Below are 26,633 nucleotides of genomic sequence, written 5' to 3'. Positions count from 1 at the left end.
AAATCCCGGCACTTGTGCCGGGATTTTCTGTCTGTCTATGCAAATTGCCTATTCTGGCCGAAACTGGTCCGGAGCCGCATCCTCAAACGCCGGTAGCGCCGCGCAAGCCTTTGCCACTGCCGCAATTCGCGGAAGGTTCTCCCATTCGACGCCCCAACGGCTTGCATTGTAAAGCTGGGGAACCAGCACACAATCGGCCATGCCCGGCGTGTCGCCATAGCAGAAGCGACCTTCAAAACCCCGATGGTCGAGCAGCTTTTCGAAAGCAGCCAGACCACGAGCAATATTATCCTTGTTCCACGCTGCGCGGGCTTCCTTGCCCGCGAGCGCTTCGACCTGCGCCAAGACCCGAAGGTTGGAAACCGGATGGATTTCGCAGGCGATTGCGTCAGCCAATGCGCGGACATGCGCCCTGCCCGCTGCATCGCGCGGCAGCAGGGCCGGGTCTGGCCGCGTCTCGTCCAGATATTCGATGATCGCCAGCGACTGCACCAGCACCAACCCGTCAATTTTCAAAACGGGCACAAGACCCTGCGGATGCAGCGCCAGATGCTCGGGCGAAAACTGCGCACCCGCAGTGAGGTCTACCGGCACCCGATCATAGGCAATCCCCTTCAAGGCCAGCGCGAGACGAACGCGATAGGCCGAAGACGAGCGCCAGTAATCATATAAAGTCACCGTCATGGCTGTGCCGGAAGAATCTGGCCGACGCAGGGTCCAAAACCGATGCGATAACCATCGCCTCTCGCTTCCGCAAACAAGGCAATCTCGTCGCCGTCCTCGATGAAGGTGCGGCTTTCGCCATTCACCGTAACCGGTTTCTTGCCGTTCTGCGTCATTTCCAGAAGCGCGCCGGTCTGTTCAAGGCTCGGCCCGGAAATCGTGCCGGAACCAAGCAGATCGCCAACCCGCATCGGGCAGCCGGTTTCGGTATGGTGCGCCAGTTGCTGCGCGCTCGAATAATACATGACATTGTAATTTGTCTCTGCCATGCGTTGGCCGTTCATGGTCCAGCCGATGGCGAGATCGTACAATCCCGGCCGGTCTTCCTGCAGATAAGGCAGAAGCGGATTGACGCGCTCCGGGCCTGCGCTGCGGAACGGCTCAAGTGCGGCCTGCGTCACAACCCATGCACCAATGGTCGTCCCCAGAGCCTTTGACTGGAAAGGCCCCAGCGGCTGATATTCCCAAGCCTGGATATCGCGGGCGGACCAGTCATTGAGCAGCACATAGCCGAAGATCATGTCCTCCGCCTGCTCGACGCTAACGCGTTCGCCCATCGTGCTGTCGATGCCGACGATAGCGCCCAACTCCAGTTCCAGATCGAGCTTTTTACAGCGGTCCCATACCGGCCCCTGTTCGCCTTTGGTCTGTCCCATGGGGCGGCGGATCGGCGTGCCCGTCACCACCACAGAGGAGGCGCGGCCATTATACCCGATCGGCATATGGGTCCATTGCGGCGGCAAAGCGTTTTCCGGCCCGCGAAACAGCACGCCCACGTTGAAGGCATGATTTTTCGATGCGTAGAAATCGGTAAATTCCGTCACGCGGATCGGCAGATGTAACCGCGCATCGGCCATTGGCATCAAGGGCAGGCTGGTGTCGCCGCCTTCACGCAAAAGCTCCGTCAGCGCTACCCGCACCTCGTCCCATCTGGCGCGGCCCAACGCCATGAAGCCATTGAGCTGCGGCTGGGCGAAAGTGCCATCGGCATCGATGAGGCCCGCCGCTTCGCATTTATCGAGATCGAGTATCATATCGCCAATGGCAACGCCGCAACGCGGTGCATCACCGTCGACCGAAAACACACCATAGGGCAGATTGTTCAGGGGAAAGGGGCAATCTGCATGATTGGCGCTCTCCACCCAGGACCGGATCAAAGCCAATGTCCATCTCCTCATTTCAAAATCATCGTCTTCGAGTGCCCGGAATTGGAAACCGAAGCACCCGATGCATCGCGCATCACTTCACGCCGGGCGTGCCGTCGAACTTCTTTTCGAGATGGTCCCAGACCTCGATATATTCTTCCTGCATGGGGGCCTCGTGCGCGGCGAATTCCGTCAGATGCTGCGGGAAGCGGGTCTCGAACATGAAGCTCATCGTATTGTCGAGCTTTTCCGGGCGCAGTTCCGCATTCGACGCGCCTTCAAATGCGTCGCGGTCCGGCCCGTGCGGCAACATGCAATTGTGCAGGCTGATGCCGCCCGGCGCGAAGCCCTGCGGCTTGGCATCGTAGACGCCATAAATATTGCCCATAAGCTCGGACATGATGTTCTTGTGATACCATGGCGGGCGGAATGAATGTTCCGCCACCAGCCAGCGTTCGCGAAACAGCACGAAGTCGATATTGGCCGTGCCTTCCTGACCCGACGGTGCTGTCAGTACTGTGAAGATCGACGGATCGGGATGGTCGAACAGAATCGCCCCGACCGGAGAATAGGTGCGCAGGTCATATTTATAGGCGCAGTAATTGCCATGCCACGCCACGATATCGAGCGGCGAATGGTCGATCCATGTCTCGTGGAACTGGCCGCACCATTTGATGACAACACGCGAGCGCGCCTGTTTGTCCTCATAGGCTGCAACCGGCGATTTGAAATCGCGCGGGTTGGCAAGGCAGTTGGCGCCGATAGGACCACGACCCGGCATATCGAATTTCTGACCGTAATTCTCGCAGACGAAACCGCGGCATGGTCCCTCAAGCACCTCGACGCGATAGACAAGACCGCGCGGGATAATGGCGATTTCCTTGGGCTCAAGATCGATGATGCCAAGCTCCGTGCAGAAACGCAGACGTCCTTCCTGCGGTACGATCAGCAATTCACTGTCGGCGGAGTAAAAATATTCGTCCTCCATCGAGCGGGTGATCAGATAGACATGGCTTGCCATGCCGATCTGGATGTTCACATCGCCCGCCGTGGTCATGGTGCGCATACCGGTGATCCACGTCAGGTCTTCGTCCGGCCCCGGCAACGGGATGGGGTCCCAGCGATACTGGCCAAGACTGGTGATATTGCGCCGCTGCGGATCGCCGACCGGCAGATTGGGCGCAGTTTTCCAGTACGGCACGTCGATCAGCTTGAAACGGCCCGTATGATGAACGGACGGGCGAATGCGATAGCACCAGGTCCGCTCGTTCTGACCGCGGGGCGCGGTGAAAGCGGTGCCGGACAGCTGCTCGGCATAAAGCCCGTAATTGCATTTCTGCGGTGAATTCTGGCCTTGCGGCAATGCGCCCGGCAGCGCTTCGGTTTCAAAGTCGTTGCCGAAACCGGGCATATAGCCCTCTACGGTTCCGGTCGTTACCGATGCGCGGACCATGCCCTGCGGGATCGCTTGAATGGTCATGATTATTCCTCCCGGCAAATTCGTTGCACTAACAACGATAATAACGTTGCGAATGCAACGAAGTCAACGCTTCTTGTGCAGAGCTTGTTTTTCCGTTGTATTTGCAATGAAACTCTGCTCCTTTCCTGCAAAAAGGAGACGTGCATGGCGTTCGAACTCGACAGTTTCCTGCCCTATCAGCTGAGTGTCGTGGCCCAGCGGATCAGCGAGCGGTTTTCAAGACGCTACGCCGCCGAGGCAGGGCTGACCATTCCCGAATGGCGCGTGCTGGCGCATCTCTATCGTAGCGGCGAAGTCAGCATTCGCGACATCAACACCCGCGTCAATCTCGACAAGTCGATTGTCAGCCGGGCTGCAACGCGTTTGGAAAGTGCTGGCCTGCTGCACAAGTCGGATAACAATATCGACCGCAGATTGATTGTACTCGCCCTCACCCCCAAGGGGGAAGCGCTGATGCATCGCCTTGGCAAGATCGCCGACGAATTTCAGGCGGAGATCCTGAAAGAGCTGGGCCCGGACGCCGGGCATTTTCTCGACGGGCTTGCGCGCCTCTCCGGCGCGCACCCCGCGCGATAGGGTTCGTCTTATTCTGCCGCAGTCACCTGCCTTACGGCGTTGTGCAGCGCGGCAATGCCGGTTTCCAGCGCCTGCCTGTCCGGCTCGGACATGGCGCCCAATATGGCATTGGCCCTGGCATCGACCTCGCCAAAGACTTGTTGAAACAGGGCCTGTCCCACATTCGTGATGGCATAGTGCCGCAAACGCCGGTCTTCTTCGGATACGGCGCGGACAATCAGACCTTTTGCCTCAAGCCGACTGGCGGCGCGGCTGACCTGCACCTTGTCGAGCGATGTGCGCTGGGCTAGCTGCACCGAATCGATGGACCCTGCCTCCGCAAGCAGAAACAAGAAACGCCATTCTTCTCGCATCAGCCCATATTTATGGCCATAGACTGCAACGAGTTGCCGGGAAAATGCTTCCGCGACAATCGCAAGCCGATAGGGAAAGAACGTTTCCATACGCATTACATACCCCCTCACAAAGTCTTTGCATTTCAAACAGTTTCACGGAATGGACGAACAATTTCAAAGGCTTTTTCACAAACACGGCCCATCCGAAGATCGTAAAGATTGCGGTTCACGGAAGACCTCAAACATCGTCTGCTCCCCGGGCGGTTCACACCACTATTAAGCGTTGCCCGTCGCTCCTGCGGTCTGCATACCTCCTAAAAATGCCACTCCAGTTCATTGCATATGTAACGTTGCTATTGCAATGAACTTGACATCGTTGCAAATGATACGATTATAGGGAGCCGGTATCGAGGAACCGGCTTTTAAGATTCTGTGCAGCGGAGGAGCACCCATGAGCACATCAGCACCGGCGGGGACAGTGGACGCCGCGCAGACGCAAAAATCGTCGATACGACTTCTTTTCGCGGCCAGCACCGGCACGATCATCGAGTGGTATGATTTCGCGGTTTTCGCCTTTTGCGCCGCGCTTGTTTTCAACACCGCATTTTTTCCGGCTGTCGATCCGATCACCGGATTGATCGCAGCCCTGTCCACCCAGGCCGTGGGCTTCATTGCCCGCCCGGCGGGTGGCTGGTTCTTCGGCGTTCTGGGTGACAGGATCGGCCGCAAACAGGCGCTCGTCATCAGCCTATTCCTGATGGGCGGCGCGACGGTCGCCATGGGCCTGCTCCCAACCTACCAGCAGATCGGTGTGTTCGCACCGCTCCTGCTTCTTCTCATGCGCCTGCTGCAAGGCTTTGCCATTGGTGGTGAATCCACTGGCGCACTGGTGCTGATTGCGGAAAGCCTTCCAGCCAAACAACGTGGGCTTTGGACCGGCTTTCCGATGATCGGCGGACCGGCTGGCAATGTGATCGCCACAGCCGTTATCGGTGCCGTCATCGGTCATTTCGGATCGGAAGCCTTTGTCGAATGGGCATGGCGTATCCCGTTCATTGCTTCCATCCTGCTGATCGGTCTTGGCCTTTGGGTCCGTCGCAAGGTCGAAGAATCGCCCGCCTTCGTCCAACTTCAGGAACAGAAAACTGAACCGGTCAAAGCCCCGCTGCGCGAAGCAATTTCGACCCAGGGCGGAAACATGCTGCGCGTCCTGTTCGTCAAGGCTGGCGAAAGCGCACTGTTCTACCTATTCTCCACATTCTTCATCGTATTGGCCACTGTGTTTCTCAAGGTGCCACGTGAGGCAGCGCTGGGCGCATTGTTCGTCGGCTCGATTGCCGAAGTCGCGGTCATCCTCGCCGCTGGCGCGACCGCTGACCGGATCGGACGCCGGGCAGTCACGCTGGTAGGGCTCGTCGGCGGTATCGGCGCTGGCTTCTGGCTTTTCAGCTTGCCTCCGGGCGCAGACACTGCGACGCTTACATGGGCAACGGTGCTGACCCTCTCTTTCCACGGCATTATCGTGGGCGGCATGTCGGCCTATTTCACCGAACTCTTCCCTGCACGTGTTCGCTATACAGCTATGTCGACATCCTATTCGGTCGCCACAGTCCTCGGCGGAGCGCTCGCCCCCATCATCGGCACATGGTTGCTCGAAATATTCGGTACACCCTTCGCAGTTGCGGTCTATGCAACACTGATGGCCATTCCCGCAATCTATGTGATGATCACCACACCTGAAACCAAAGGCCGGGATCTTGTGAACTGAAACTGTTCCCGTTTCTAACGAAAAGCCGCATCTTGATGCGGCTTTTTGTTTTCGGTGCACTTTATAGGTCGAAATATCGTAGCTTTAGCGAGGTAAAACCGAACTTCCCATCAGATCAGCATCGATGGCGTGTGCGGCCTGACGGCCTTCGCGGATCGCCCAGACGACCAGCGACTGGCCGCGGCGAACGTCGCCTGCCGCATAGAGCTTGTCGACATTGGTGCGATAGTCGTGCTCATTGGCCTTGACCGACTTGGAGCCGCGACGATCGGTTGCGACATCAAGCTTATCGCCCAGTTCCTTGATCACGCTGTCCTCACCCGGACCGGCAAAGCCGATGGCAATGAATGCAAGATCGGCCTTGATGAAGAATTCCGAACCGGCAATCGGTTTGCGCTTTTCGTCCACCTGGCAGCACTTCACATGGGTCAGGCGGCCTTCTTCGCCGATGAATTCCAGCGTTGCGACCTGAAATTCGCGCGAAGCACCCTCAGCCTGACTGGAAGAGGTGCGCATCTTGGTCGCCCAATAAGGCCAGACGCTGAGCTTGTCTTCCTTTTCCGGCGGCTGCGGGCGGATGTCGAGCTGGGTCACATTGACCGCACCCTGACGGAAGGCCGTGCCGACGCAGTCCGATGCGGTATCGCCACCGCCGACCACGACGACGTGCTTGCCGCCAGCGAGGATCGGAGCCGAAGCCCAGGCGACGGATTCAATGTTTTCGCGACCGACGCGGCGGTTCTGCTGCACCAGATAAGGCATGGCGTCGAAAACGCCTTCCAGATCGGCACCGGGAATGCCTGCGGGGCGCGGGGTTTCGGAGCCGCCGCTGTAAAGCACGGCATCATAGGTATCGAGAAGACCGCGCAGCGGCTTGTCGACGCCGATATTCACGCCGCACAGGAAGCGGACGCCCTCACCTTCCATCTGCGCCACGCGGCGGTCGATGTGGTGCTTTTCCATCTTGAAATCCGGAATGCCGTAACGCAGCAGACCGCCGGGGCGGCTTTCGCGCTCATAGACATCGACCATGTGACCGGCACGCGCCAGCTGCTGTGCAGCGGCAAGCCCAGCCGGGCCGGAACCGATGATGGCAACCGACTTGCCGGTCTTGTTGGCGGCAGGCTGCGGCACGATATAGCCAAGCTCATAGGCCTTGTCGCCCAGCGCCTGCTCGACCGTCTTGATCGCAACCGGCGTGTCTTCGAGGTTCAGCGTGCAGGCTTCCTCGCAAGGTGCGGGGCAGACGCGACCGGTGAATTCCGGGAAATTATTGGTCAGATGCAGGTTGCGGATCGCCTGATCCCAGTTGTTGTTATAGACGAGATCGTTCCAGTCCGGGATCTGGTTGTGCACCGGGCAGCCCGTCGGCCCATGGCAGAACGGAATGCCACAATCCATGCAGCGCGCAGCCTGCTTCTGCACTTCACCATCCGTCATCGGAATGGTGAACTCGCGGAAGTGGCGGATACGATCCGACGCTGGCTGGTACTTTGCCACCTGACGGTCGATCTCTAGAAAACCAGTTACCTTACCCATTCTTCTACTCCCCTCGGCCTGAGACCAGCGCATGGTCTGCTTTGCCGGAAGTTGCCCTGTCCGCCGCGTCATCTTTAACGCGCAGGCATGTCAGAGCGTTGTTATCTCTTCATATGGCGAAGGGCGCCCGACCCGAAGGTCGGGCTCCGCTTGTCAGGATCACTCAGCCGCGACACCGATCTGCGCACGCTCCATCTCTTCCAGAGCGCGACGATATTCCACCGGCATGACCTTCACGAATTTGGGACGATAGTTCTCCCAATTGTCGAGAATGTCCTTCGCCCGCGTCGAGCCTGTGTAATGCAGATGGTTGGCGATCAGCTGCACCAGACGTTCCTCATCATGATGGGTCATATTGGCCGAAACGTCCACACGGCCCTTATGCATGAGGTCACCGCCATGGTGATGCAGCTTTTCGAGGATGTCGTCTTCTTCCGGCACCGGTTCCAGCTCGACCATCGCCATATTGCAGCGCTGGGCGAAATCACCTTCCTCGTCGAGCACATAGGCGACACCGCCCGACATGCCCGCCGCGAAATTGCGACCCGTCTGACCGATAACCACGACGACGCCGCCGGTCATGTATTCGCAGCCGTGGTCGCCCACGCCTTCGACAACCGTGACCGCGCCGGAGTTGCGGACGGCGAAACGCTCGCCTGCAACGCCGCGGAAATAGCACTCGCCTTCAAGCGCACCGTAAAGCACCGTATTGCCGACGATGATGGAATCTTCGGCGACGATACGCGTATCTTCCGGCGGACGGATGACGATGCGGCCACCCGAAAGGCCCTTGCCGACATAATCGTTGCCATCGCCGATCAGCTCGAACGAGATGCCGCGCGCCAGGAACGCACCAAAGGACTGGCCAGCCGTACCGCGAAGCGTGACGGCGATGGTGTCGTCCGGCAGACCCTTGTGGCGGAACCGCTTGGCAACTTCGCCCGACAGCATGGCACCGGCAGAACGGTCAACGTTCTTGATGCCAATGTCGATCTTGACGGGCTTGCGTTCTTCGAGCGCAGGCAGGGCCTGCTCGATCAGCTTACGGTCGAGAACGTCTTCAATCGGATGATGCTGACGCTCGGTCCAGTAGATCTCGTGCTTTTCAGCCTCAGGCTTGTAGAAGATACGGCTGAAATCGAGACCCTTGGCCTTCCAATGGTCGATCATCACCTGCTTTTCCAGAAGCTCGGTCTCGCCGATGATCTGTTCCAGCTTGGTGAAGCCCATCGAGGCCAGCAGCGCACGCACTTCTTCCGCCAGATAGAAGAAGAAGTTGATGACATGTTCCGGCGTGCCCTTGAAGCGCTTGCGCAGAACCGGGTCCTGCGTCGCCACGCCGACGGGACAAGTGTTCAGATGGCACTTACGCATCATGATGCAGCCAGCAGCAATCAGCGGAGCTGTCGAGAAACCGAACTCGTCGGCACCGAGCAGCGCGCCAATGACCACGTCGCGACCGGTCCGCAAACCACCATCGACCTGCAAGGCCACGCGGGAGCGAAGCCCGTTCAGCACCAGCGTCTGGTGGGTTTCGGCAAGGCCGATTTCCCACGGGCTACCGGCATGCTTCAGCGAGGTGAGAGGCGAAGCGCCCGTGCCACCATCATAACCCGATACGGTGATGTGGTCGGCGCGCGCCTTGGCAACACCGGCGGCAACCGTGCCGACGCCCACTTCCGACACCAGCTTGACCGAAATATCGGCAGCCGGATTGACGTTCTTCAGGTCGTAGATCAGCTGCGCCAGATCTTCGATCGAGTAGATGTCATGGTGGGGCGGCGGCGAAATGAGGCCAACGCCAGGCGTCGAGTGACGGGTCTTGGCGATGGTCGCATCGACCTTGTGACCCGGCAGCTGACCGCCTTCGCCCGGCTTTGCACCCTGCGCAACCTTGATCTGGATCAGATCGGAGTTGACCAGATATTCCGTCGTCACACCGAAACGGCCCGACGCCACCTGCTTGATCGCAGAGCGTTCCGGGTTCGGCTTGCCGTCCGGCAGCGGATAGAAACGATCTGGCTCTTCGCCACCTTCACCCGTGTTCGACTTGCCGCCAATGGCGTTCATCGCGCGCGCCAGCGTGGTATGCGCCTCTCTGGAGATCGAGCCGAAGGACATGGCGCCCGTCGAGAAGCGCTTGACGATATCGACCGCCGGTTCAACTTCATCAATGGAAACCGGCTTGAGGCCGCGTTCCTCGGCGAAGCGAATATCGAACAGGCCGCGAATGGTCTTGGCCTGCGCCGACTTGGAGTCGAGCATGCTGGTATATTCGGTGAAGGTGTCCGGGTTCGAAGTGCGCACTGCATGTTGCAGCTTGGCAACCGCATCCGGCGACCACAAATGCGCCTCGCCGCGCATACGGTAGGCATATTCGCCGCCGACTTCGAGCGAGGTCAACAGAACCGGGTCGTTACCGAAGGCATCGGTGTGACGGCGCACGGTCTCTTCCGCGATTTCGTCCAGACCAACACCTTCGATGCTGGTGGCCGTGCCGAAAAAGAACTTGTCGACGAAGCTCGACTGCAAGCCGACCGCATCGAAAATCTGCGCGCCACAATAGGACTGGTAAGTCGAGATGCCCATCTTGGACATGACCTTGAGAATGCCCTTGCCGATCGACTTGATGTAGCGCTTGACCACTTCATATTCATCGACTTCCGGCGGGAATTCGCGACGGCGATGCATGTCGAGCAGCGTGTCGAAAGCGAGATACGGGTTGATCGCTTCCGCACCATAACCGGCAAGGCAGGCGAAGTGATGCACTTCGCGCGGTTCGCCCGATTCAACCACGAGGCCGACCGAGGTACGCAGACCCTTGCGGATCAGATGATGATGCACGGCAGCCGTCGCCAGCAGAGCCGGGATCGGAATGCGGTCCGGACCGACCTGACGGTCGGACAGGATGACGATGTTGTAGCCGCCATGAACAGCCGCTTCGGCGCGGTCGCACAGACGCTCGATGGCGCCATGCATACCGGCTGCACCCTCACCCGTATTATAGGTGATGTCGAGCGTCTTGGTGTCGAAACGATCTTCCGTATGACCGATGGAGCGGATCTTTTCCAGATCGCCATTGGTCAGGATCGGCTGGCGCACTTCCAGACGCTTGCGACGCGAATTGCCGATCAGGTCGAAAATGTTCGGGCGCGGACCGATGAAGGAGACGAGGCTCATCACCAGTTCTTCACGGATAGGATCAATCGGCGGGTTGGTGACCTGCGCGAAGTTCTGCTTGAAATAGGTGAACAGCAACTTCGACTTGTCGGACATGGCCGAAATCGGCGTATCCGTGCCCATCGAGCCGATAGCTTCCTGACCGGTGGTCGCCATCGGCGACATCAGGATTTTGGTGTCTTCCTGGCTGTAGCCGAAGGCCTGCTGGCGGTCGAGCAGGCTCACATCCTTGCGCAACGCACGCGGTTCGACCGGGTTGAGGTCTTCCAGAATGAGCTGGGTGTTGCCAAGCCACTGCTTGTAGGGATGCTTCTGCGCGATCTGCGACTTGATTTCATCGTCGGAAACGATGCGGCCCTCTTCCATATCGATGAGCAGCATACGACCCGGCTGAAGACGCCACTTCTTGACGACCTTCTTTTCGTCCACCGGCAGAACGCCAGCTTCCGAAGCCAGAATGACGAAATCGTCGTCGGTCACGATGTAACGGGCCGGACGCAGGCCGTTACGGTCCAGCGTCGCGCCGATCTGGCGACCGTCGGTGAAGGCCACGGCGGCAGGACCGTCCCATGGCTCCATCAGGGCAGCGTGATATTCGTAGAAGGCGCGGCGGTCATCCGACATCAGCTTGTTGCCGGACCATGCTTCCGGGATCAGCATCATCATCGCATGGGCGAGGCTGTAGCCGCCCTGATGCAGAAATTCGAGCGCATTGTCGAAGCAGGCCGTATCCGACTGGCCTTCGTAGGAAATCGGCCAGAGCTTGGAAATGTCGTTGCCGAACAGTTCGCTATCGACCGAAGCCTGACGCGCCGCCATCCAGTTCACATTGCCGCGCAGCGTGTTGATTTCACCGTTATGCGCAACCATGCGGTAAGGGTGAGCCAGACGCCAGGAGGGGAAGGTGTTGGTCGAGAAACGCTGATGAACCAGCGCCACCGCGCTTTCGAAGCGGGGATCGCGCAGATCGTTATAATAGGCGCCGACCTGATAAGCCAGGAACATGCCCTTATAGACGACCGTGCGCGCCGACATGGACACGACATAAAAGCCGTTATCGTCGCCGTCATTTTCCTGATAGATGCGGTTGGAAATGACCTTGCGCAGCACGAACAGGCGACGTTCGAACTCGTCGTCGGTTTCGAGCATCGGGTTGCGCCCGATGAAAACCTGAACATGGAATGGTTCGGTCGCGGCAATATCCGGCGCCTTCGACAGCGACGAATTATCGACCGGCACTTCACGGAATCCGATGAACTGCTGGCCTTCGGCAGCGATCACTTCCTTGACGATTTCTTCCGCATGGGCGCGCAGCTGGGCGTCGCGCGGCATGAATAGGTAACCCACGCCATAATGGCCCGGCTGCGGCAGGTCGATGCCCTGCCGCGCCATTTCCTCGCGGAAAAAGCGATCTGGAATCTGTACGAGAATGCCAGCGCCGTCGCCCATCAGCGGATCAGCGCCCACGGCGCCGCGATGAGTGAGGTTTTCCAGCATCTTGAGGCCGTTTTCCACGACCTCATGCGACTTCTTGCCCTTCATATGGGCAATGAAGCCAACGCCGCACGCATCATGTTCGTTGCGCGGATCGTAGAGACCTTGAGCTGGCGGGACACCCGCCGCCTTAGTTTTTCGCGTCGTTCGGGTGGAAGCCGTCGTCGCAGCTTTGACGTTTTCGTTCTGCACGTTGTGAGAAACCACATTCGTTACAGATGGCGTCAAATGCGTCATCGTCATTCCCTCCGTTTGGCCCTCTTCATGAGGCGCGCGATCAGTATATACCGAGATGGTGACAACCATCTCGCTGGTGTATTCATTCTATGGAAAGCCTTATCGACAAGGCGTTGGACGAGGTTCCGGGCAAATGGCAGAGCCAAGCGGGCAAAGCCGATGCGAGGAACGATGTTTAGCGCCTTATTCTCATCAGGCTCGGACAGACGACACCCAGCCCGCCAGATAAAGGCGCACTCGAATCTCCCCTGTCACAGTCGGAGCGCCGGTGACCGTCAGGCCATTGGCCTGCCAGCACAGCGCTTTTATTTCTGAAACCGGCGGCGCGGGGTTCAACCCATGTTTTCCGTCTGCCTCAGCTTCTAATTGGACAGCATTGCTGTCCTAATTACGTATGACAGAATTCAAATTGCCTCACAAGATGGAAACGCAATTTTTCTCAGCAACTTCCGTAATAAAATGTCGCATGCCCATATCTTTGAGACTTTTAATTGCGCATACGGCTTATTGCGTCAGTTTGGCGCGGCTTAAGGTGAACGCACAAAGCATGGAAAAGTGACAGGCCGCGTCCGTTTTTTCATCATTTTCAGTATTATCGCCTTTCTCAAGTCCCGTTATAGACAGTCGGCAGCAGCTGTCGCTGACACACTGGAATCGTTGCGAGTGGAGACAACCGTGCATTTTGCTTCAGACAACTGGGCGGGCGCCCATCCGAAAATCGCCGAAAGCCTTTCGCTGCATGCAGCCGGTTTTGCCGCCGCCTATGGCGCGAGCGAACTCGACAAGCGCGTTGAACAACGTTTCAACGAGGTGTTCGAGCGCGAAGTGGCCGTCTTTTTCGTCGGAACCGGAACGGCCGCCAACTCGCTGGCGCTGGCCAGCGTCAACCGTCCGGGCGGCGTTTCGCTGGTGCACCGCGAAGCGCATGTCATCGAGGATGAATGCGGCGCGCCTGAATATTTCACCGGCGGCGCGCGGCTGCATCCGATCGATGGCGCATTGGGCCGTATCGACCCCGAGCTTCTCAAGCGCGAACTGAAGCGCTTCAACCCGGCTTTCGTCCATGCCGGACAGCCGATGGCCGTCAGCATCACGCAGGCTACGGAAGTCGGCACGCTCTATCAACCGCAACAAATCGCCACCATTTCCAAAATCTGCCGCGATGCCGGTCTGCCGCTGCATATGGATGGCGCCCGCTTCGCCAATGCGCTGGTTACACTGGGCCTGACCCCGGCTGAAATGACCTGGAAACAGGGCGTCGATATCGTCTCCTTCGGCGGCACCAAGAATGGCTGCTGGTGCGCGGAAGCGCTGGTCTTTATGGACCCGGCACGCGCCAAGGACCTACCGTTCATTCGCAAGCGCGCGGCGCAGCTCTTCTCCAAAACGCGTTTCGTCGCGGCCCAGTTCGACGCCTATCTGCAGGACGACCTCTGGCTGGAACTGGCGCGTCATTCGAACGCGCTGGCGGCCCGACTCGCCGGACACATCAACGCCTCAAGCCAGATGCGCCTTGCCTGGAAGCCCGAAGCCAATGAAGTCTTCGCCATCATGAAACAGTCGGTTTACGACCGCCTGCGTAATGCCGGAGCGATCTTCTACGACTGGAACCCGCCGCATTCGGAAGAAAACCGCATCAGCGAGGGCGAGATTTTCGCCCGCTTCGTGACCAGCTTCGCCAATACGGAAGAAGATGTGGATCGGTTCGGCGACATGATCGCTTAAACAAAAAAGGCGGCGCTTTGCAGCGCCGCCTTTCTCATATCTATAGGCTTATCCGCGATTAGTGCGCGGTTTTCGCTTCGATCTGCTGAGCGCTGTCGGAACCAGCCTTGGCGACTTCGATCTTGCGCGGTTTCATCTGTTCAGGAATCTCGCGCTTGAGGTCGATGTGCAGAAGGCCATTCTTGAGGCTTGCACCAGCGACTTCGACAAAATCGGCAAGCTGGAAGCGGCGCTCGAAAGCACGCGAAGCAATACCGCGATAAAGCACTTCACCGATATCGGACGCCTTTTCGTCAGCCTTCTGGCCCTTCACGGTCAGCTGGTTGCGATGGGCTTCGATTTCGAGTTCGCTTTCGGAAAAGCCCGCGACGGCCATGGTGATACGATAGGTGTTCTCACCGGTGCGCTCGATATTATACGGCGGATAGGACTGGCTACCTTCCGGCGAAGCGAGCGAATCGAGCATGGTGAAAAGCCGGTCGAAACCAACCGTGGAACGATAAAGCGGGGAAAAATCTACGTGACGCATGTGTTAGCCCTCCTTTAGAGCGACATGATGCATGGTTCGGTATGATCCTTGTCTAAAAACCGCTTTGCGGTGTCCGGGATCATACATGGCGGCGAAACTCCCTTATTGGCGAATTCCTTGATGCCGGCGGCCCCTTTGTGGCGACCGCAAAACTCATTTGGGAATGGCTGTTTTGCTTTTCAAGGCCGTTTTCAAACAAGAACCGTTCCGGCATTGCCTACACGGCATGTCACTTCGCGTAACAACTCCTGATCCGTAGCGGGCTACTTTTTTGGGGGCAACGCACGACGTGAACCCAAAATGAACATCATCTTCCACGAGCGTTCATTTGCTTGGGGCTAATGTCCCGTCATGCCTGTCACTCGACAGGTTCTATTAAGGATCACGGTTATGAAAAAAGCTGTTCTCGCTTTTGCCGCACTTGCCACCGTCGCTACTGGCTTTGCGACCCCTTCCCTTGCAGACAGCTCGGGCTTGCGCGTCCAGGTTCAGTATTACGACAATGATGGTTATCGCCCCCGCCCGCCGCGCCCGGATGCACCGCCTCCCGGCTACGGACGCCCGGACCGCCGCCCCGACTGGGGTGATCGCGACACGATGCGCCCGCGTGAAGTGACCCGTATGCTGGAACGCCGCGGCTATGCGGTCGGTGACATGCGCAGGGATCGCGACACCTATTTTGTCCGCGCCACACGCCCGAACGGTCGTCGTGTGATCGTCATGGTCGACGCCTTCTCTGGACGTATCGTCGGCGAACGCCGTCCCGACCGTTACTAACCATCTCAAAATACGGAACGTCTGGCGGCAACGTCCCTTGCCGCTGACGATCCTTTGGCCGGAAGTTCGCAAGCGAACTTCCGGTTACTTTTTGTCATCATTTCGCGCATAATAACGGAAACGATCAGGGCATTATCATTCGGGAAAGGCTGCGCAACGGATGTCGGAACTGCTGTTCGAAACCGATGCGAATCCAATTCCGCATGGAATACGGTCGGGCTTTTTCACAAGCCATTCCGACTATCCCGACAGGACATTGCGTTATAGCATCCTGAAGCCGGAAACTGGCCCTGTGCGCGGCACGGTGATTGTGCTCCAAGGCCGAAACGAATTCATCGAAAAATATTTCGAGACTATGACCGAGCTTGCGGCGCGCGGCTTTGTCGCCGCCACCTTCGACTGGCGCGGACAGGGCGGCTCGCATCGGCTGCTGCCGGACAGGCTTCGCGGTTATGTTCGCAGTTTCGACGATTATCAGGAAGATCTCGATCATTTTCTGATCGACATCGTTTTGCCCGACTGCCCGCCGCCCTTCTATATTCTCGGCCATTCTTCCGGCGCCATGGTGGCCCTGGCCTCGATGGGCAGCCTGTCGTCCCGCATTACGCGCATGGTGCTGTGCGCGCCCTTCATGGGCCTTGCTGCGCAGAAACTGAGCGATGATGTTGTGCGCCGCATGGCCGCCACGCTGCGGCGCATCGGGCTCGGCACGCTCTATGCGTCCGGCAAAAAAAGGCTGACAGCACGGCCATTTGCGGGAAACCCGCTGACCAGCGACCCCGCGCGCTTTATGCGCAACACGGAAATCACGCGCCTCTTTCCCGATCTGGCGCTGGGCGGCCCGACAGTGCGCTGGGTTTGGGGGGCGCTCGAAACGGCACGCCGCATCAATCAGCCGGACTTCTATGAGGAAAGCCCCAGCGTGCCGGTGCTGATCATTGCCGCAGGCGATGACCGCGTCGTCTCGACGCCGGTGCTGGAGCGCTTTGCTGCGCGCACGCGCAATGTCTCACTGATCACCATCGATGGCGGGCGTCACGAACTGTTGCAGGAAGCCGATTTCTATCGCGAACAGCTCTGGGCCGCGTTCGACGCCTTCATTCCCGGTTCGTCGGATGTAGAAACCATGCCGGAAACCATCGAGCCTGAATTTTCCGGCATCTGACAAGACGGTTTGGGGAATTAGCCCAACGCGCCGATTCCCCGCACCAGAATTTAGCCGTTCAGCAGTTCAAGCGCGGCCCTGTGCAGTTCCGGCGTGGCGGCTGCGACGATATCGCCAGCCTCTTCCGCCGGGCCGCCATCGCGGCGCGTAACCACGCCGCCCGCCTGTTCGATTATCGGGATCAGCGCCACGATATCGTAAGGCTGCAAGCCGGACTCGACAACGATATCGACATAGCCGCCCGCAAGCATGGCAAAGGCGTAGCAATCGACACCATAGCGCGACAGGCGCACAGCGCTTTCAAGCCGGTCGAACCCCTTGCGGTTTTCGCCTTTGAACAGGGCAGGCGTTGTGGTGAACAGCGTCGCATCCGCCAGTGTCGCGCCCTTGCGCACGGAAAGACGGCGCGGCGCGTCGCCATCGCCTTCACGCAGCAGATAGGCGCCCTCGCCGTCGCTATAAAAAAGCTCGCCCGTGAAAGGCTGCGACATCATCCCGGCGCGCGCATCGCCATCCACCGTCAGCCCGACCAGCGTACCCCAGACCGGCAAACCCGATATGAAGGCGCGCGTGCCATCGATAGGGTCGATGACCCAGACGTGGCTGCGGTCAGTATTTTCGGGGCCATATTCCTCGCCCAGAATGCCGTGCTCCGGATAACGGTGGCCGATGACGGCACGAATCGCCCTCTCCGCAGCACGGTCCGCTTCGGTAACAGGGTCGAAACCGACGCTGTATTTGTTGTCCACCGCGTTCAACTGACGAAAGCGCGGTAAAGTTTCAGCCGCCGCTGCCGCTGCCACTTCGGAAAAAAATGCCTTGTCGATGAGCAACCCCATCCTCCTGTTTCCATGACATGGCTGCAACTTGTGCATCCATGCTAATTTTGCTCAATTATTGAGCAAGAAAAAATTCGCCCAAAAAAGATGCGCATTTTCTTGACGCAACCAGCTTTAGCGCGTAGCTTAAAGACTAGACAGGTCTTCCTGTCGATGCCTTTCGGGGCATTTCCTCCCTAGTCTTTGGCCGCGTTCGTATTGCTCGAGCGCGGCTCTTTTTATCGGCATGAGACCCGGACTGGTTGCGGCCTTACCTATTCGGCAGCCAGCGGCGGCGCGATGAACAAATCATCCGGAAGCGATGTAAGATAGCTCAGAAACTGATGCAGATCGCCACATAACGTTTCGAAGCCCGCAAGTTTGTGCAGCGACTGCTCGTTCACATAGAGACTGCGATTGATCTCAATCTGCAAGGCATGGCACGCAACGGCTGGCCGACCATAATGCTCGGTGATGAAACCGCCCGCATAGGGTTTGTTATGCGCAACCGAATAGCCCAGTTCACGCAGCAGCTCGATGGCCGCCTGCGTGAGGCGCTCGCTGCAGGAGCGTCCGAATCGGTCGCCAATGATGAAATCCGGGCGGGAGCCCACCTCCCCCGGACGCACACCCCCCGGCATGGAATGACAATCGATCAGAACCGCATAGCCGAACCGCTCGCGGGTCGACTGCAACAGACCTTCCAACGTGCGGTGATAGGGCTTGTAGAGGCTTTCGATGCGGTAAAAGGCTTCGGCAAGGGGGATTCTCCCCGGATAGATCAATTGCCCCTCGCCCACCAGACGCGGCACCGTGCCCAGACCACCGGCGACACGCGCCGACTGGCTGTTGATGAAGGGCGGCAAGGTTTCGGTGAACATGCGCGGATCAAGCTCATAGGCTTCGCGATTCACATCGAGAAATGCGCGCGGGAAATGGGCTTTCAGCAGCGGTGCGCCGAGCCGCACGGCAGACGCGAACAGCTCATCCACATAACAATCTTCCGAATGGCGGATGCTGAGACTGTCGAGGCGGGATAATTCCAGAAAGGATTGCGGATAATAACGACCGCTATGCGGCGAGTTGAATACGAACGGAATTCGCTGCTCTGCCGGAGCATTCACCTCGAAAGGCGGTATCAGGCTGAAATCACGCTCCAAACTCATATTTTGATCCGTCTATGCATGTCTTGTTTGCGGCGGCTGGACACAGCGCACCGGCAGGCTCGACAAATTACGTCAACCGCTTCGCCGGTGCAAATACCAACAGGGAACGCCGAATTCGATCACGAACTGAAAACTGCGGCAATCCCGTCACAAATGACAGGTTGTTGCCAAATGCATGCCATAACAATTAACATTCGCGCGAGCATTCATTTCATATTTACCAAAGAAGCGTTTTCTAGAGTGGAAAATTGAATCGTTCACGCTGTCCAAGCACTGGAGCGAACGATGGGAAATTCGGACGGACCAATGAAAAGAATTCTTCTTGCTGAAGACGACAACGATATGCGGCGCTTTCTCGTGAAGGCACTGGAAAAGGCCGGCTATCACGTGACTCACTTCGATAATGGCGCCAGCGCCTATGAACGACTGCAGGAAGAGCCGTTCTCACTGCTGCTGACCGACATCGTGATGCCGGAAATGGATGGGATTGAACTGGCGCGCCGTGCGACGGAAATCGATCCAGACCTGAAAATAATGTTCATTACGGGATTCGCAGCCGTCGCCCTGAATCCTGATTCTGACGCCCCGCGCGACGCGAAAGTGCTTTCCAAGCCGTTCCATCTGCGTGACCTGGTGAACGAAATCGAAAAAATGTTGATCGCCGCCTGAGGCGATCACTGGCCAAGGCGCGGTTTTCCGGGCTTTTGAAAAGTCTTCAACAAAAAGACGAAAAAACTTCATAAAAGGGCATTGACGGGCGCAACGCGATATGGTGTATGCGCCACATCGAATGGGCGTATAGCTCAGCGGGAGAGCACTACATTGACATTGTAGGGGTCACAGGTTCAATCCCTGTTACGCCCACCATTCGATCCAGAAAGCCTTGTGTTTTCAATCACTTTCTTCCCCATTACAAATAGTATGTCTGCCGCGCTTGTGTGAATCTTGAATGCAAGTGACCGGCTTCGAATATGTGTTTATCCTGCCCGCACCCTTCGAGCGCGAGCAGGACTTGCCGTTAAAGATTATATTGTTGGCGCGCGATATCCCCGAGACCGGCTTGATCAAGGTTCGTCAAAGGCGCTAAAAAAGTCACCTGAATTACGCCCGGATCGCGTCCGATTTCGATAGCGCCGTTGATCGTAGCCCGGTTGCGCACTTCCGAAACGGTCATATCCAGCAGCTTTGCCGCTCTTTCCAGGCCATTGACAATAGCCGCGTTCATATTGGCCGCCGTGCCAATGACGGAAATCGGCGCCACTTCCTCAACGACTTTGACGCCCCACTGTTGAGCCAATTTTGCACCGCGTTTCTTTTCTTCCTCCGTGAAGGGCCTTGCCAATGGCGGCAGATCCTCAAGCAGCGGAAACAGCACGGGACCGTCATTATTGTAGCTCTTCAGCACCTCGACCTGCAGGGTGACGCTTCCGGCCACATCCATTGTGTGCCCTGCGATTTCGCCATCCCCCTGGGCAGCGTGCATGTCACCCATATAGACGCCAGCGCCTGGAACCTTGACGGGGCAAACCAGAACGGCACCGGCGCGCACCGCATCGATGTCCATGTGCCCATCGGTCTTGTGCTTCTGCAATTCCTCCTGGCTCAAGGCATAAGGGTGCGGCGCACCGACAAGGAACGCGCCGAAGTCGCCAGCGTTATGGGAATCCGGCATAGCCTTCGAAGGGGTTGTGCCCAGCTGCCCAAGAAATGGGCGCATGCGCACAATGGCGCCGACGAGATCAGCCGGAGCGTAGTTCAACACGGAGTGCTGCACCGATTGATCAGGTAGCGACGCATAGTGATTGGCATTCTTGGCGATGCGTTCCGCAGCGTCCTTGTTGACCGTCAGGCCAACATCCTGCGCTTCGTCGAACACCACCGTGTAACCATGCACAATCTCGAATGGCTTGATCGCCGTTCCGCATTTGTTGCAGCGCACGGAATCCTGTCCCACGCCTTCAATATGCGTTTCGGGCCAAACTTCTTCACAGACAGGGCAGCGCGCCGCAACAAACGGATCGCCGAGACAATATTTGTTCGAAACGGCGTCGTGACCGGACGCTGTTGCCAATGAGGTTACGGAAATATCGCGAATGCGGATGACAACACCGTCGCCAACCTCTGCGCCCTCAATATAGACTGGCTTGGTCACTTCGTGTCCACCGCGGAGACGCGGCGTAATCATCGGCCCCCAGCAACCTGGCGCGGTATTGGCGATGATCGTGCCGCCATTCTGCAATGGACCCAACATCGGTTCGGACGGGTCCAGAACACTATTGGTAAAACCGTCTACGACGACGCTCCGCTTCGCAATATTGGATGGTGAATCTGCCATGGTCGCTCTCCCGCTGGTTTGTATCGAAGCCAGATCATAGCTCCGATAGCCTTGACCACAAGGAAAGAACGCCGAGACCTTGCCGGACCGTGCATGAAATGCCCCCTCTCCGGCTGCTCGCGACCGTAACGGGCGTGGCGCAATTAGCGCTCACCTCCCGTTTCAGCCATCAGCGTCTTCTCTGGACAAGCGGCCTGCTGAAGCCGCTATTTGGGCGAGGTAATGACCTTTGCGAATCCTCCAAGGGCACGATCATTCAACTCCAAAATTTCGATCGCTAACCACCGATAAATTATCCGCAGCATGGCCGTTCATGAAGTAGGTTGTAGCAGCTTTGATTCTGCTATTAACATTCAACTTTACAAGAATAGATTCTATATGTGACTTTACCGTTCCGGGACTAATATTCAAAATCTTGGCAATTTGCTTATTCGTGCAACCGTCCAATACGAGCCTAAGTATCTCTTCTTTCCGATTGCTCAACAAGCCGGAGTTCCTACGCCGGTTCCCCATGGAATTTATCTCATTCGAGTAACACGTGAACCCGGAATTAATAACGGATATTACATCATGCAAACCGTCGATTGAGGTACTCCTCTTGATAACTGATTTTATATTGTAACTATCAAATCCACCGCGGCGAAAGCTACTGTCATCGCCAACCATCAATATTATTGGAACGAGTGGCAGTTTTTCTTTAATCTTTTCAAGTGACCCCGTCAGGATTGATGGGGAACAGTCACCGGCAATTAACACCGCTGACAATATCAAGTTTTCGATGTCTTCAGACCAATCTGAAATCGAATTACACCCGTAAATACAATAATTTTTGTCGATGTTCTTTAAGCCATGCATTGTCCCTCGTAAATATATATCATGGCTGTCTATAATTAGTAAATTCATTTTATTATCCACTTAAAATAGACGAATCAATTAATAAAGTATATATATGAAGTAATTTATATTAAATATCATTAAGTCCAAATTATTTCTAAAAATTACGCCCCATAGATTAAACATTGTTTATTCCCCATAGTTTAAATTATATAAAAATATCTCGATTAATTTCTTCCCTATTTTTAAGAGCCTGAATCAAGAAGCGGCATGTGTGTGCGAAAATGGTGATTTTCGAGTACCGGAGCGGAGCGTATTCAAGGTACGTGAGCACCGGAACGCAGAAAATTGCCATTTGCAGCCACACAGGGCGACTTTTGGAACAGGCTCTAAGGTGCTCTCAAGAACAGATCGCGCTCAGCGGCCCGTCTGCGCGTTAAACCGGGCAACGCCATTCCACCCGCCTTGTTCCATCGCAAAAATTGTTCTGCAGCTTCTGTATATTGACCGTGGTTCAGGAGGCGAAGCAGCGTCGAGCCTTTCAGATTGGCCAGCCCTAGATTGAATGCGAATGATACGAGAGCATCGAATTGATTCTGGTTCATACTGACGGCGACATACTGGATGACGCCCCCTTCGAATTTCCTCAAATCACTTTGAAGTAAATCCTCTGCCTCCAATTCCGTTAAAGGCCGGTCAAATCGCTCTGAAGGCAGTATTAAATGGCCATAGCCGATAGTCCATTTTCCTACAGCATCTTTGTATTTCTCGAGCCTCAAACCTTCAAACTCTTTAATCAAATTTAGACCAGATTGACCTATTCTTCGTTGTTGCTCCATAACAATAACCTCACGATTGACGAACGGGCTGTATGTGACGTGTGTACTCGTCGATCAAACGCATCACGCTTTCCGGCGGCTCAAACGATGCAAACTCCATCTCGATATCTACATGGCTGGGGCAGCGCCCATTTTTGTCATGCGCAGTTGGAGAGAGGCTTACAATAAAGCGGTTCGTCGTTTCTTCCCCGGAAAGAGCAGAGGCGTCCATTGGCTCGATGGCTTCTGTACAGACGGTCAAGAATACTTTCATCTTTTCCAGAAGAAGCCCGCGAGGCGTAGACATCGCCACTAGAGGGATTTTGATTTGATGGTCGTCATCCAGCTCGATATCAACGACTTTAGGCTTAAGGCGCCCATCGCCAATGTCGTCAAAGAAAGGCTCCATAGCCTGTAAGTATTGACGCGCGACCAATCGGTTTGCTGCCATGGCTGCGTGCTGCATACCGAGTGCAATTTCATCTATTGATAATACCGGTCGATTACTTTGAAAAAAATTAGATCCATGATCTTTTGAAGAAGTATCAGATTCTTCAATTCCGTTCTTTTTATATAACCAATCTTTTATAGACATAATACTACCTTTTGGGTGAGAAGATCGCCCAGCGATCTTCTCACCTCGATTCAATTTTATTAATTAATAATATTTAATATTAATATTTGTAATTAATTAATTTATTATTGGCTTAATTTGTGTCGCCTCCATTATTATTTTCGCTAGGAGTGAGCATCAGGTTCTTTGGATCCGTCTTAGGGAAATCCACGGCTTTGACATCCTTGTGCATCACAGGCTTGGTGGCAGCGTCTGTCAGGAAGTCAATGACTCGCAGCAGCGCTTCCGGCGCAGGCTGACGCTTTACCTGGGTATGAATGCTATACTTCGCCCGGGTGTCCGTTGATCGCGTTTGTTCGGACTTATGCGATACGCGACCTGCTAGTTTAACGCTGAAAGGCCCCCAGCCGATGCTGCCTTCGGCCGTTGCATCAGCCTTAGTCGTGCTCTGGGATTTTTCTGCCTGCGTAACTTCCAGCTCAAAATCAATAGTACCCTCTTCAATGCAAATATTGGGGTGAGCAATAGTTGCAAGCAAAGGAATACGCATAGTCTTCTTGAGCGTAGATGGAGTTCCATCTTGCTCGTTGATTACGGTCTCGTCGTAATCGAACTGAACGGCAATAGCGACGCCGTCCTTAATACATACCTTTAACAGAAATTCTGCATAGCTGTGGCTCGCCTGTAGCTGAGCCTTAATCATGGCCTGCAGCGGCCCGCCGATCATATCTTCGACGGGCAGAGCGTGAATGACAGAACCAATAAAATTCGTATCCATTTTTCAAATCCTTAATTAAATATATTGATGTGGACCACATGAGACACAGTAATGGAATTGATGAAGCGCCGAAATCCGCTGCATAGCCGTGAGCGGCGTGGCCTAGTTTCACTGCCATCAGACATATGTGGAACAGCATAGTATGTAGTTGTGGGGGTCGCGTCAGATCGGTGACTGCGCCCCATGTCTGAACCAGACCGTGTGTCGAGACCGCACTATTCCTTTGGCGCGCGTTGCTTGTCGCTTGATGTATCCGACAAGCGAAGCTTCGGCGGTTCTCCATCCGCGAGACAGTTGATCACAACGTCAACGATCCCGGAGGCAACAAAATCCGCCCGAATTCTATTTTGGAGTTCTGCGCCTTCCTTGCGGTCTCTCGTCTGCCCAAGGGACCATATGGCAACACCGATCAACGCATCTGGATTAAGACGCTTCAGACGGCGGATAGAGAACCTTCCGCGTGTCGCGTACTCCACATTGAGATAGCAGACCACGATAGCGGACGCCTCGGCGACAGCCTCTTTTTTCAACTGGCTTGGCAACAAGCCCGCATGGCCGATAACAGTGGCGCGCGCACCCTGTACGGACAGCACCTGAGCCACCATTTCGGCGGTAATGTCATCCAGCGCATCATGGCCGCCGATACAGACGACAGTTCTCCCCTCACCGGGCGGAAGTTCGACCTTGGCCTTTTCCTTGGTGGCCGCATCGACCGTCACATCTTCATCGTTGTCCAGTTCTTCATTTGCAATCATGCGAAGATTGGCAACAAGCATATCTGCGCTGCTGGTGACGTCCTTCAGCTGCTTTTCATTCAGCGCCCCGCGCGCCCTGTCCTGTTCCGCAAGGAGGAGCGCCGGGATGGCAACAGCGCCATAATATTCAACCAGAAACTTCTCTTCGAGGATTTCTTCCGCATTATCCGTTGCTTCGATCGGGTCTCCCGCAAGCAGGCGTTGATAGAGCCTCTCTTCCGGGTCTAGGACCGGCTCGTCGCCGAACAATATCTCGAAGAACTCAAACTGCGGCACATGCCGCCCCAGCACTACGAGACAAACCGTCAGCGGGGTTGAGAGTACCAGCCCAACAGGTCCCCAGAGCCATGCCCAGAAGATCGCGGATACAATGATTGCAAGGGGGGACAGTCCTGTTCGCGAGCCGTATAGCCACGGCTCGATGACGTTATTGCTGATGAGTTCCACAATGATGAAGAGCGCGATGGTGCAGATGAGCAATGTCCAGCCGGGCGAAACCGCAAATGCCAGAAATATCGGCATGACCGCAGCAATCACCGGCCCGATATAGGGCACAAATCTCAGCACTATAGCGAGCATGCCCCACAACAGCGCATTGGGTATGCCAAGCAGCCACAGGCCGATGCCCAATGGCACGCCATAGGCAATATTGACCATGAGTTGGGTCAGCAGATATTGACCGACGCGACTACCAGCTTCCTGAAGGGCTTCGGTGGTTCGATGCAAATCGCCATAACCGACAAGCCGGATAAACCTGTCGCGCAGTTCTTCCCTTTCAAGCAGCATGAAAACCACGACCACGATGACAAGGCCGGTTGTCGCCAGCGGGCTGATCAGCGGCCCCAGAACGTTTTCCAGCGTTTCGATGGGGCTGCGGCGCGAGAAGACTTCAACCAGCACCGGTTTTCTCTCCGGCTCCGGATTGATCCCGGGAACATCCGGCTTTTCTTCCGGACTGTTGATCTCGGCCCCTACCCGTTCGGCGAAGCGGTTCAAGCGGTCGATGATCCCGCCTTCCGTGCCTGCCTTCTTCAAATTCCGTATTTTCTCAATGATGTTGTACTGGTAGGTCGCGATGTTCTGCCCAACCTCCGTCACCTGAAAGGCCAGGATCGCGCTGAAAATCGCGATGATCAGGAAACCCCCGACAACACTGGTGATGATCGCCACCAGCCTCGGCAGCCGCAGCCGGCGGAGGAAGGCCACAATCGGCGCCAGCATGAAGGTGAGCAAAATCGCTATGGCCAGCGGCAGGAAAACATCTTTGGCGAAATAGAATATGGCAATGACCCCGGCCATCGCGGCCAAAGTCGGCAACCTGGTGTTGGCTGAGTTCAACGGCAGATTTCGATTAGGAACCCCACCATAACGGTCCATAGTGCATCCGGCTAATAATTGGTCACCTTATTAATGGAGATGACCAGTTTTTGTTCCGTGAATTGAACCCACAAGACGCGAGATAAGATAAAAGCGGCCCTGCAGCCGCCTTTTGTCAGAACTTCGCACCGACCCGCAGTGCGAATGCGTGGTCTCGCGCGCCAGAGCCGCCGAAGCCGGTCTGATATTCTACGCCGGTGGTCCATGCATTTTCGAAACTGAAATCAAGCGACAGACCGACATTTCCGCTATCGCTGCTCTCGCCTTCGATGTCGAGCGCATAAGGAAGCCCACCGAGTGCGCTGTAGCCCATTGCGGTCCGGCTCGCCCCTTGAAAATCATGCGCGTATTCTGCCCGCACACCCGGCGTCAAACGGCCCCATGTGTAGTCGATGGCGTAATTGGCGCGCAGACCAACCACACCCGTGACGGTGTCCACGGTTTGATCGCCATAGGTCAGCCGATAGATGCTGTCTCCGCTTTCGGCATAGCCATCGAGCCAGGA

The 26,633-nt window shown here is 56.4% G+C and carries 22 protein-coding genes, 1 tRNA gene and 1 pseudogene; 7 read left to right on the top strand and 17 right to left on the bottom strand.

Features of this window, described 5'->3' with window-relative positions; genetic code table 11:
• Positions 1 to 48: 48 nt before the first annotated feature.
• From maiA to hmgA, 3 genes are all read right to left on the bottom strand, one after another.
• Positions 49 to 684, bottom strand: a complete 636-nt coding sequence (maiA, locus tag D8666_RS20615) for a maleylacetoacetate isomerase (RefSeq protein ID WP_109367757.1) — start codon at positions 682 to 684, stop codon at positions 49 to 51.
• Positions 681 to 1,901, bottom strand: coding sequence for a fumarylacetoacetase (gene fahA / locus D8666_RS20610; RefSeq protein WP_109367758.1), 1,221 nt, complete (start codon positions 1,899 to 1,901; stop codon positions 681 to 683). Before fahA ends, maiA begins: the two co-directional genes overlap by 4 nt.
• A gap of 61 nt (positions 1,902 to 1,962) precedes the next feature.
• Positions 1,963 to 3,348, bottom strand: a complete 1,386-nt coding sequence (hmgA, locus tag D8666_RS20605; RefSeq protein WP_109367759.1) for a homogentisate 1,2-dioxygenase — start codon at positions 3,346 to 3,348, stop codon at positions 1,963 to 1,965.
• 144 nt (positions 3,349 to 3,492) lie between these two features.
• On the opposite strand from hmgA, the gene D8666_RS20600 reads away from it, so the two are divergent.
• On the top strand, positions 3,493 to 3,924 hold the full coding sequence (locus D8666_RS20600) for a MarR family winged helix-turn-helix transcriptional regulator (protein WP_109367760.1): 432 nt from the start codon (positions 3,493 to 3,495) through the stop codon (positions 3,922 to 3,924).
• 8 nt (positions 3,925 to 3,932) lie between these two features.
• Here D8666_RS20600 and D8666_RS20595 read toward each other — a convergent pair whose 3' ends face one another.
• Positions 3,933 to 4,373, bottom strand: coding sequence for a MarR family winged helix-turn-helix transcriptional regulator (locus D8666_RS20595; RefSeq protein WP_121539234.1), 441 nt, complete (start codon positions 4,371 to 4,373; stop codon positions 3,933 to 3,935).
• 337 nt (positions 4,374 to 4,710) lie between these two features.
• Between D8666_RS20595 and D8666_RS20590 the strand changes: the two genes are divergently transcribed.
• Positions 4,711 to 6,027, top strand: coding sequence for an MFS transporter (locus tag D8666_RS20590; RefSeq protein WP_121539233.1), 1,317 nt, complete (start codon positions 4,711 to 4,713; stop codon positions 6,025 to 6,027).
• An 84-nt stretch (positions 6,028 to 6,111) separates the two neighbouring features.
• On the opposite strand, the gene D8666_RS20585 is transcribed toward D8666_RS20590, so the two are convergent.
• The gene (locus D8666_RS20585; RefSeq protein WP_121539232.1) at positions 6,112 to 7,566 is read right to left on the bottom strand and encodes a glutamate synthase subunit beta; all 1,455 of its coding nucleotides are present in this window, start codon (positions 7,564 to 7,566) and stop codon (positions 6,112 to 6,114) included.
• A gap of 159 nt (positions 7,567 to 7,725) precedes the next feature.
• The gene (gltB, locus tag D8666_RS20580; RefSeq protein WP_121539251.1) at positions 7,726 to 12,477 is read right to left on the bottom strand and encodes a glutamate synthase large subunit; all 4,752 of its coding nucleotides are present in this window, start codon (positions 12,475 to 12,477) and stop codon (positions 7,726 to 7,728) included.
• A gap of 675 nt (positions 12,478 to 13,152) precedes the next feature.
• Between gltB and D8666_RS20575 the strand changes: the two genes are divergently transcribed.
• Positions 13,153 to 14,202 (top strand): threonine aldolase family protein, encoded by a 1,050-nt coding sequence (locus tag D8666_RS20575; protein ID WP_109368028.1) that lies wholly within the window; start codon positions 13,153 to 13,155, stop codon positions 14,200 to 14,202.
• A gap of 58 nt (positions 14,203 to 14,260) precedes the next feature.
• On the opposite strand, the gene D8666_RS20570 is transcribed toward D8666_RS20575, so the two are convergent.
• Positions 14,261 to 14,731, bottom strand: coding sequence for an Hsp20 family protein (locus tag D8666_RS20570; RefSeq protein WP_109367764.1), 471 nt, complete (start codon positions 14,729 to 14,731; stop codon positions 14,261 to 14,263).
• Between the two features lie 390 nt (positions 14,732 to 15,121).
• On the opposite strand from D8666_RS20570, the gene D8666_RS20565 reads away from it, so the two are divergent.
• Both D8666_RS20565 and D8666_RS20560 read left to right on the top strand, forming a co-directional pair.
• A complete protein-coding gene (locus tag D8666_RS20565; RefSeq protein ID WP_109367765.1) occupies positions 15,122 to 15,508 on the top strand; it encodes a PepSY domain-containing protein in 387 nt (128 codons plus the stop codon).
• Positions 15,509 to 15,668: 160 nt separating this feature from the next.
• Positions 15,669 to 16,673, top strand: a complete 1,005-nt coding sequence (locus tag D8666_RS20560) for an alpha/beta fold hydrolase (RefSeq protein WP_109367766.1) — start codon at positions 15,669 to 15,671, stop codon at positions 16,671 to 16,673.
• Positions 16,674 to 16,723: 50 nt separating this feature from the next.
• On the opposite strand, the gene hisN is transcribed toward D8666_RS20560, so the two are convergent.
• A complete protein-coding gene (hisN, locus tag D8666_RS20555; protein ID WP_109368029.1) occupies positions 16,724 to 17,506 on the bottom strand; it encodes a histidinol-phosphatase in 783 nt (260 codons plus the stop codon).
• A 260-nt stretch (positions 17,507 to 17,766) separates the two neighbouring features.
• Positions 17,767 to 18,657 (bottom strand): N-formylglutamate amidohydrolase, encoded by an 891-nt coding sequence (locus D8666_RS20550; RefSeq protein WP_109367767.1) that lies wholly within the window; start codon positions 18,655 to 18,657, stop codon positions 17,767 to 17,769.
• 306 nt (positions 18,658 to 18,963) lie between these two features.
• Between D8666_RS20550 and cpdR the strand changes: the two genes are divergently transcribed.
• Together cpdR and D8666_RS20540 are read left to right on the top strand one after the other, a co-directional pair.
• Positions 18,964 to 19,326 (top strand): cell cycle two-component system response regulator CpdR, encoded by a 363-nt coding sequence (cpdR, locus tag D8666_RS20545; RefSeq protein ID WP_002966536.1) that lies wholly within the window; start codon positions 18,964 to 18,966, stop codon positions 19,324 to 19,326.
• Positions 19,327 to 19,449: 123 nt separating this feature from the next.
• Positions 19,450 to 19,524, top strand: a tRNA-Val gene (locus tag D8666_RS20540).
• 151 nt (positions 19,525 to 19,675) lie between these two features.
• Here the strand turns inward: D8666_RS20540 and D8666_RS20535 are convergent.
• From D8666_RS20535 to D8666_RS20500, 8 genes and pseudogenes are all read right to left on the bottom strand, one after another.
• Positions 19,676 to 20,992 (bottom strand): acetamidase/formamidase family protein, encoded by a 1,317-nt coding sequence (locus D8666_RS20535; protein ID WP_109367768.1) that lies wholly within the window; start codon positions 20,990 to 20,992, stop codon positions 19,676 to 19,678.
• Positions 20,993 to 21,244: 252 nt separating this feature from the next.
• Positions 21,245 to 21,895, bottom strand: a complete 651-nt coding sequence (locus D8666_RS20530; protein ID WP_109367769.1) for a response regulator transcription factor — start codon at positions 21,893 to 21,895, stop codon at positions 21,245 to 21,247.
• A 175-nt stretch (positions 21,896 to 22,070) separates the two neighbouring features.
• Positions 22,071 to 22,181: pseudogene (locus tag D8666_RS20525) on the bottom strand (flagellar basal body P-ring protein FlgI); the annotation flags it as partial.
• Positions 22,182 to 22,215: 34 nt separating this feature from the next.
• Positions 22,216 to 22,665, bottom strand: coding sequence for a lysozyme (locus D8666_RS20520; RefSeq protein WP_109367770.1), 450 nt, complete (start codon positions 22,663 to 22,665; stop codon positions 22,216 to 22,218).
• A gap of 10 nt (positions 22,666 to 22,675) precedes the next feature.
• Complete coding sequence (locus tag D8666_RS20515; RefSeq protein ID WP_121539231.1) at positions 22,676 to 23,239, bottom strand: DUF2589 domain-containing protein; 564 nt, start codon at positions 23,237 to 23,239, stop codon at positions 22,676 to 22,678.
• Positions 23,240 to 23,351: 112 nt separating this feature from the next.
• Positions 23,352 to 23,996, bottom strand: a complete 645-nt coding sequence (locus D8666_RS20510; RefSeq protein ID WP_109367772.1) for a DUF2589 domain-containing protein — start codon at positions 23,994 to 23,996, stop codon at positions 23,352 to 23,354.
• A 215-nt stretch (positions 23,997 to 24,211) separates the two neighbouring features.
• Positions 24,212 to 26,128, bottom strand: a complete 1,917-nt coding sequence (locus D8666_RS20505; RefSeq protein ID WP_109367773.1) for an AI-2E family transporter — start codon at positions 26,126 to 26,128, stop codon at positions 24,212 to 24,214.
• A gap of 115 nt (positions 26,129 to 26,243) precedes the next feature.
• On the bottom strand, positions 26,244 to 26,633 hold a 390-nt coding region (locus D8666_RS20500; RefSeq protein ID WP_147438019.1), incomplete at its 5' end, for an autotransporter domain-containing protein.

Origin of the sequence: Ochrobactrum soli, from assembly GCF_003664555.1 — a bacterium.
In the GTDB taxonomy this organism is placed as follows: Bacteria; Pseudomonadota; Alphaproteobacteria; order Rhizobiales; family Rhizobiaceae; genus Brucella; species Brucella teleogrylli.
The sequence above is the reverse complement of the archived record's forward strand: the minus strand, read 5'-3'. Positions and strand labels throughout refer to the sequence as shown.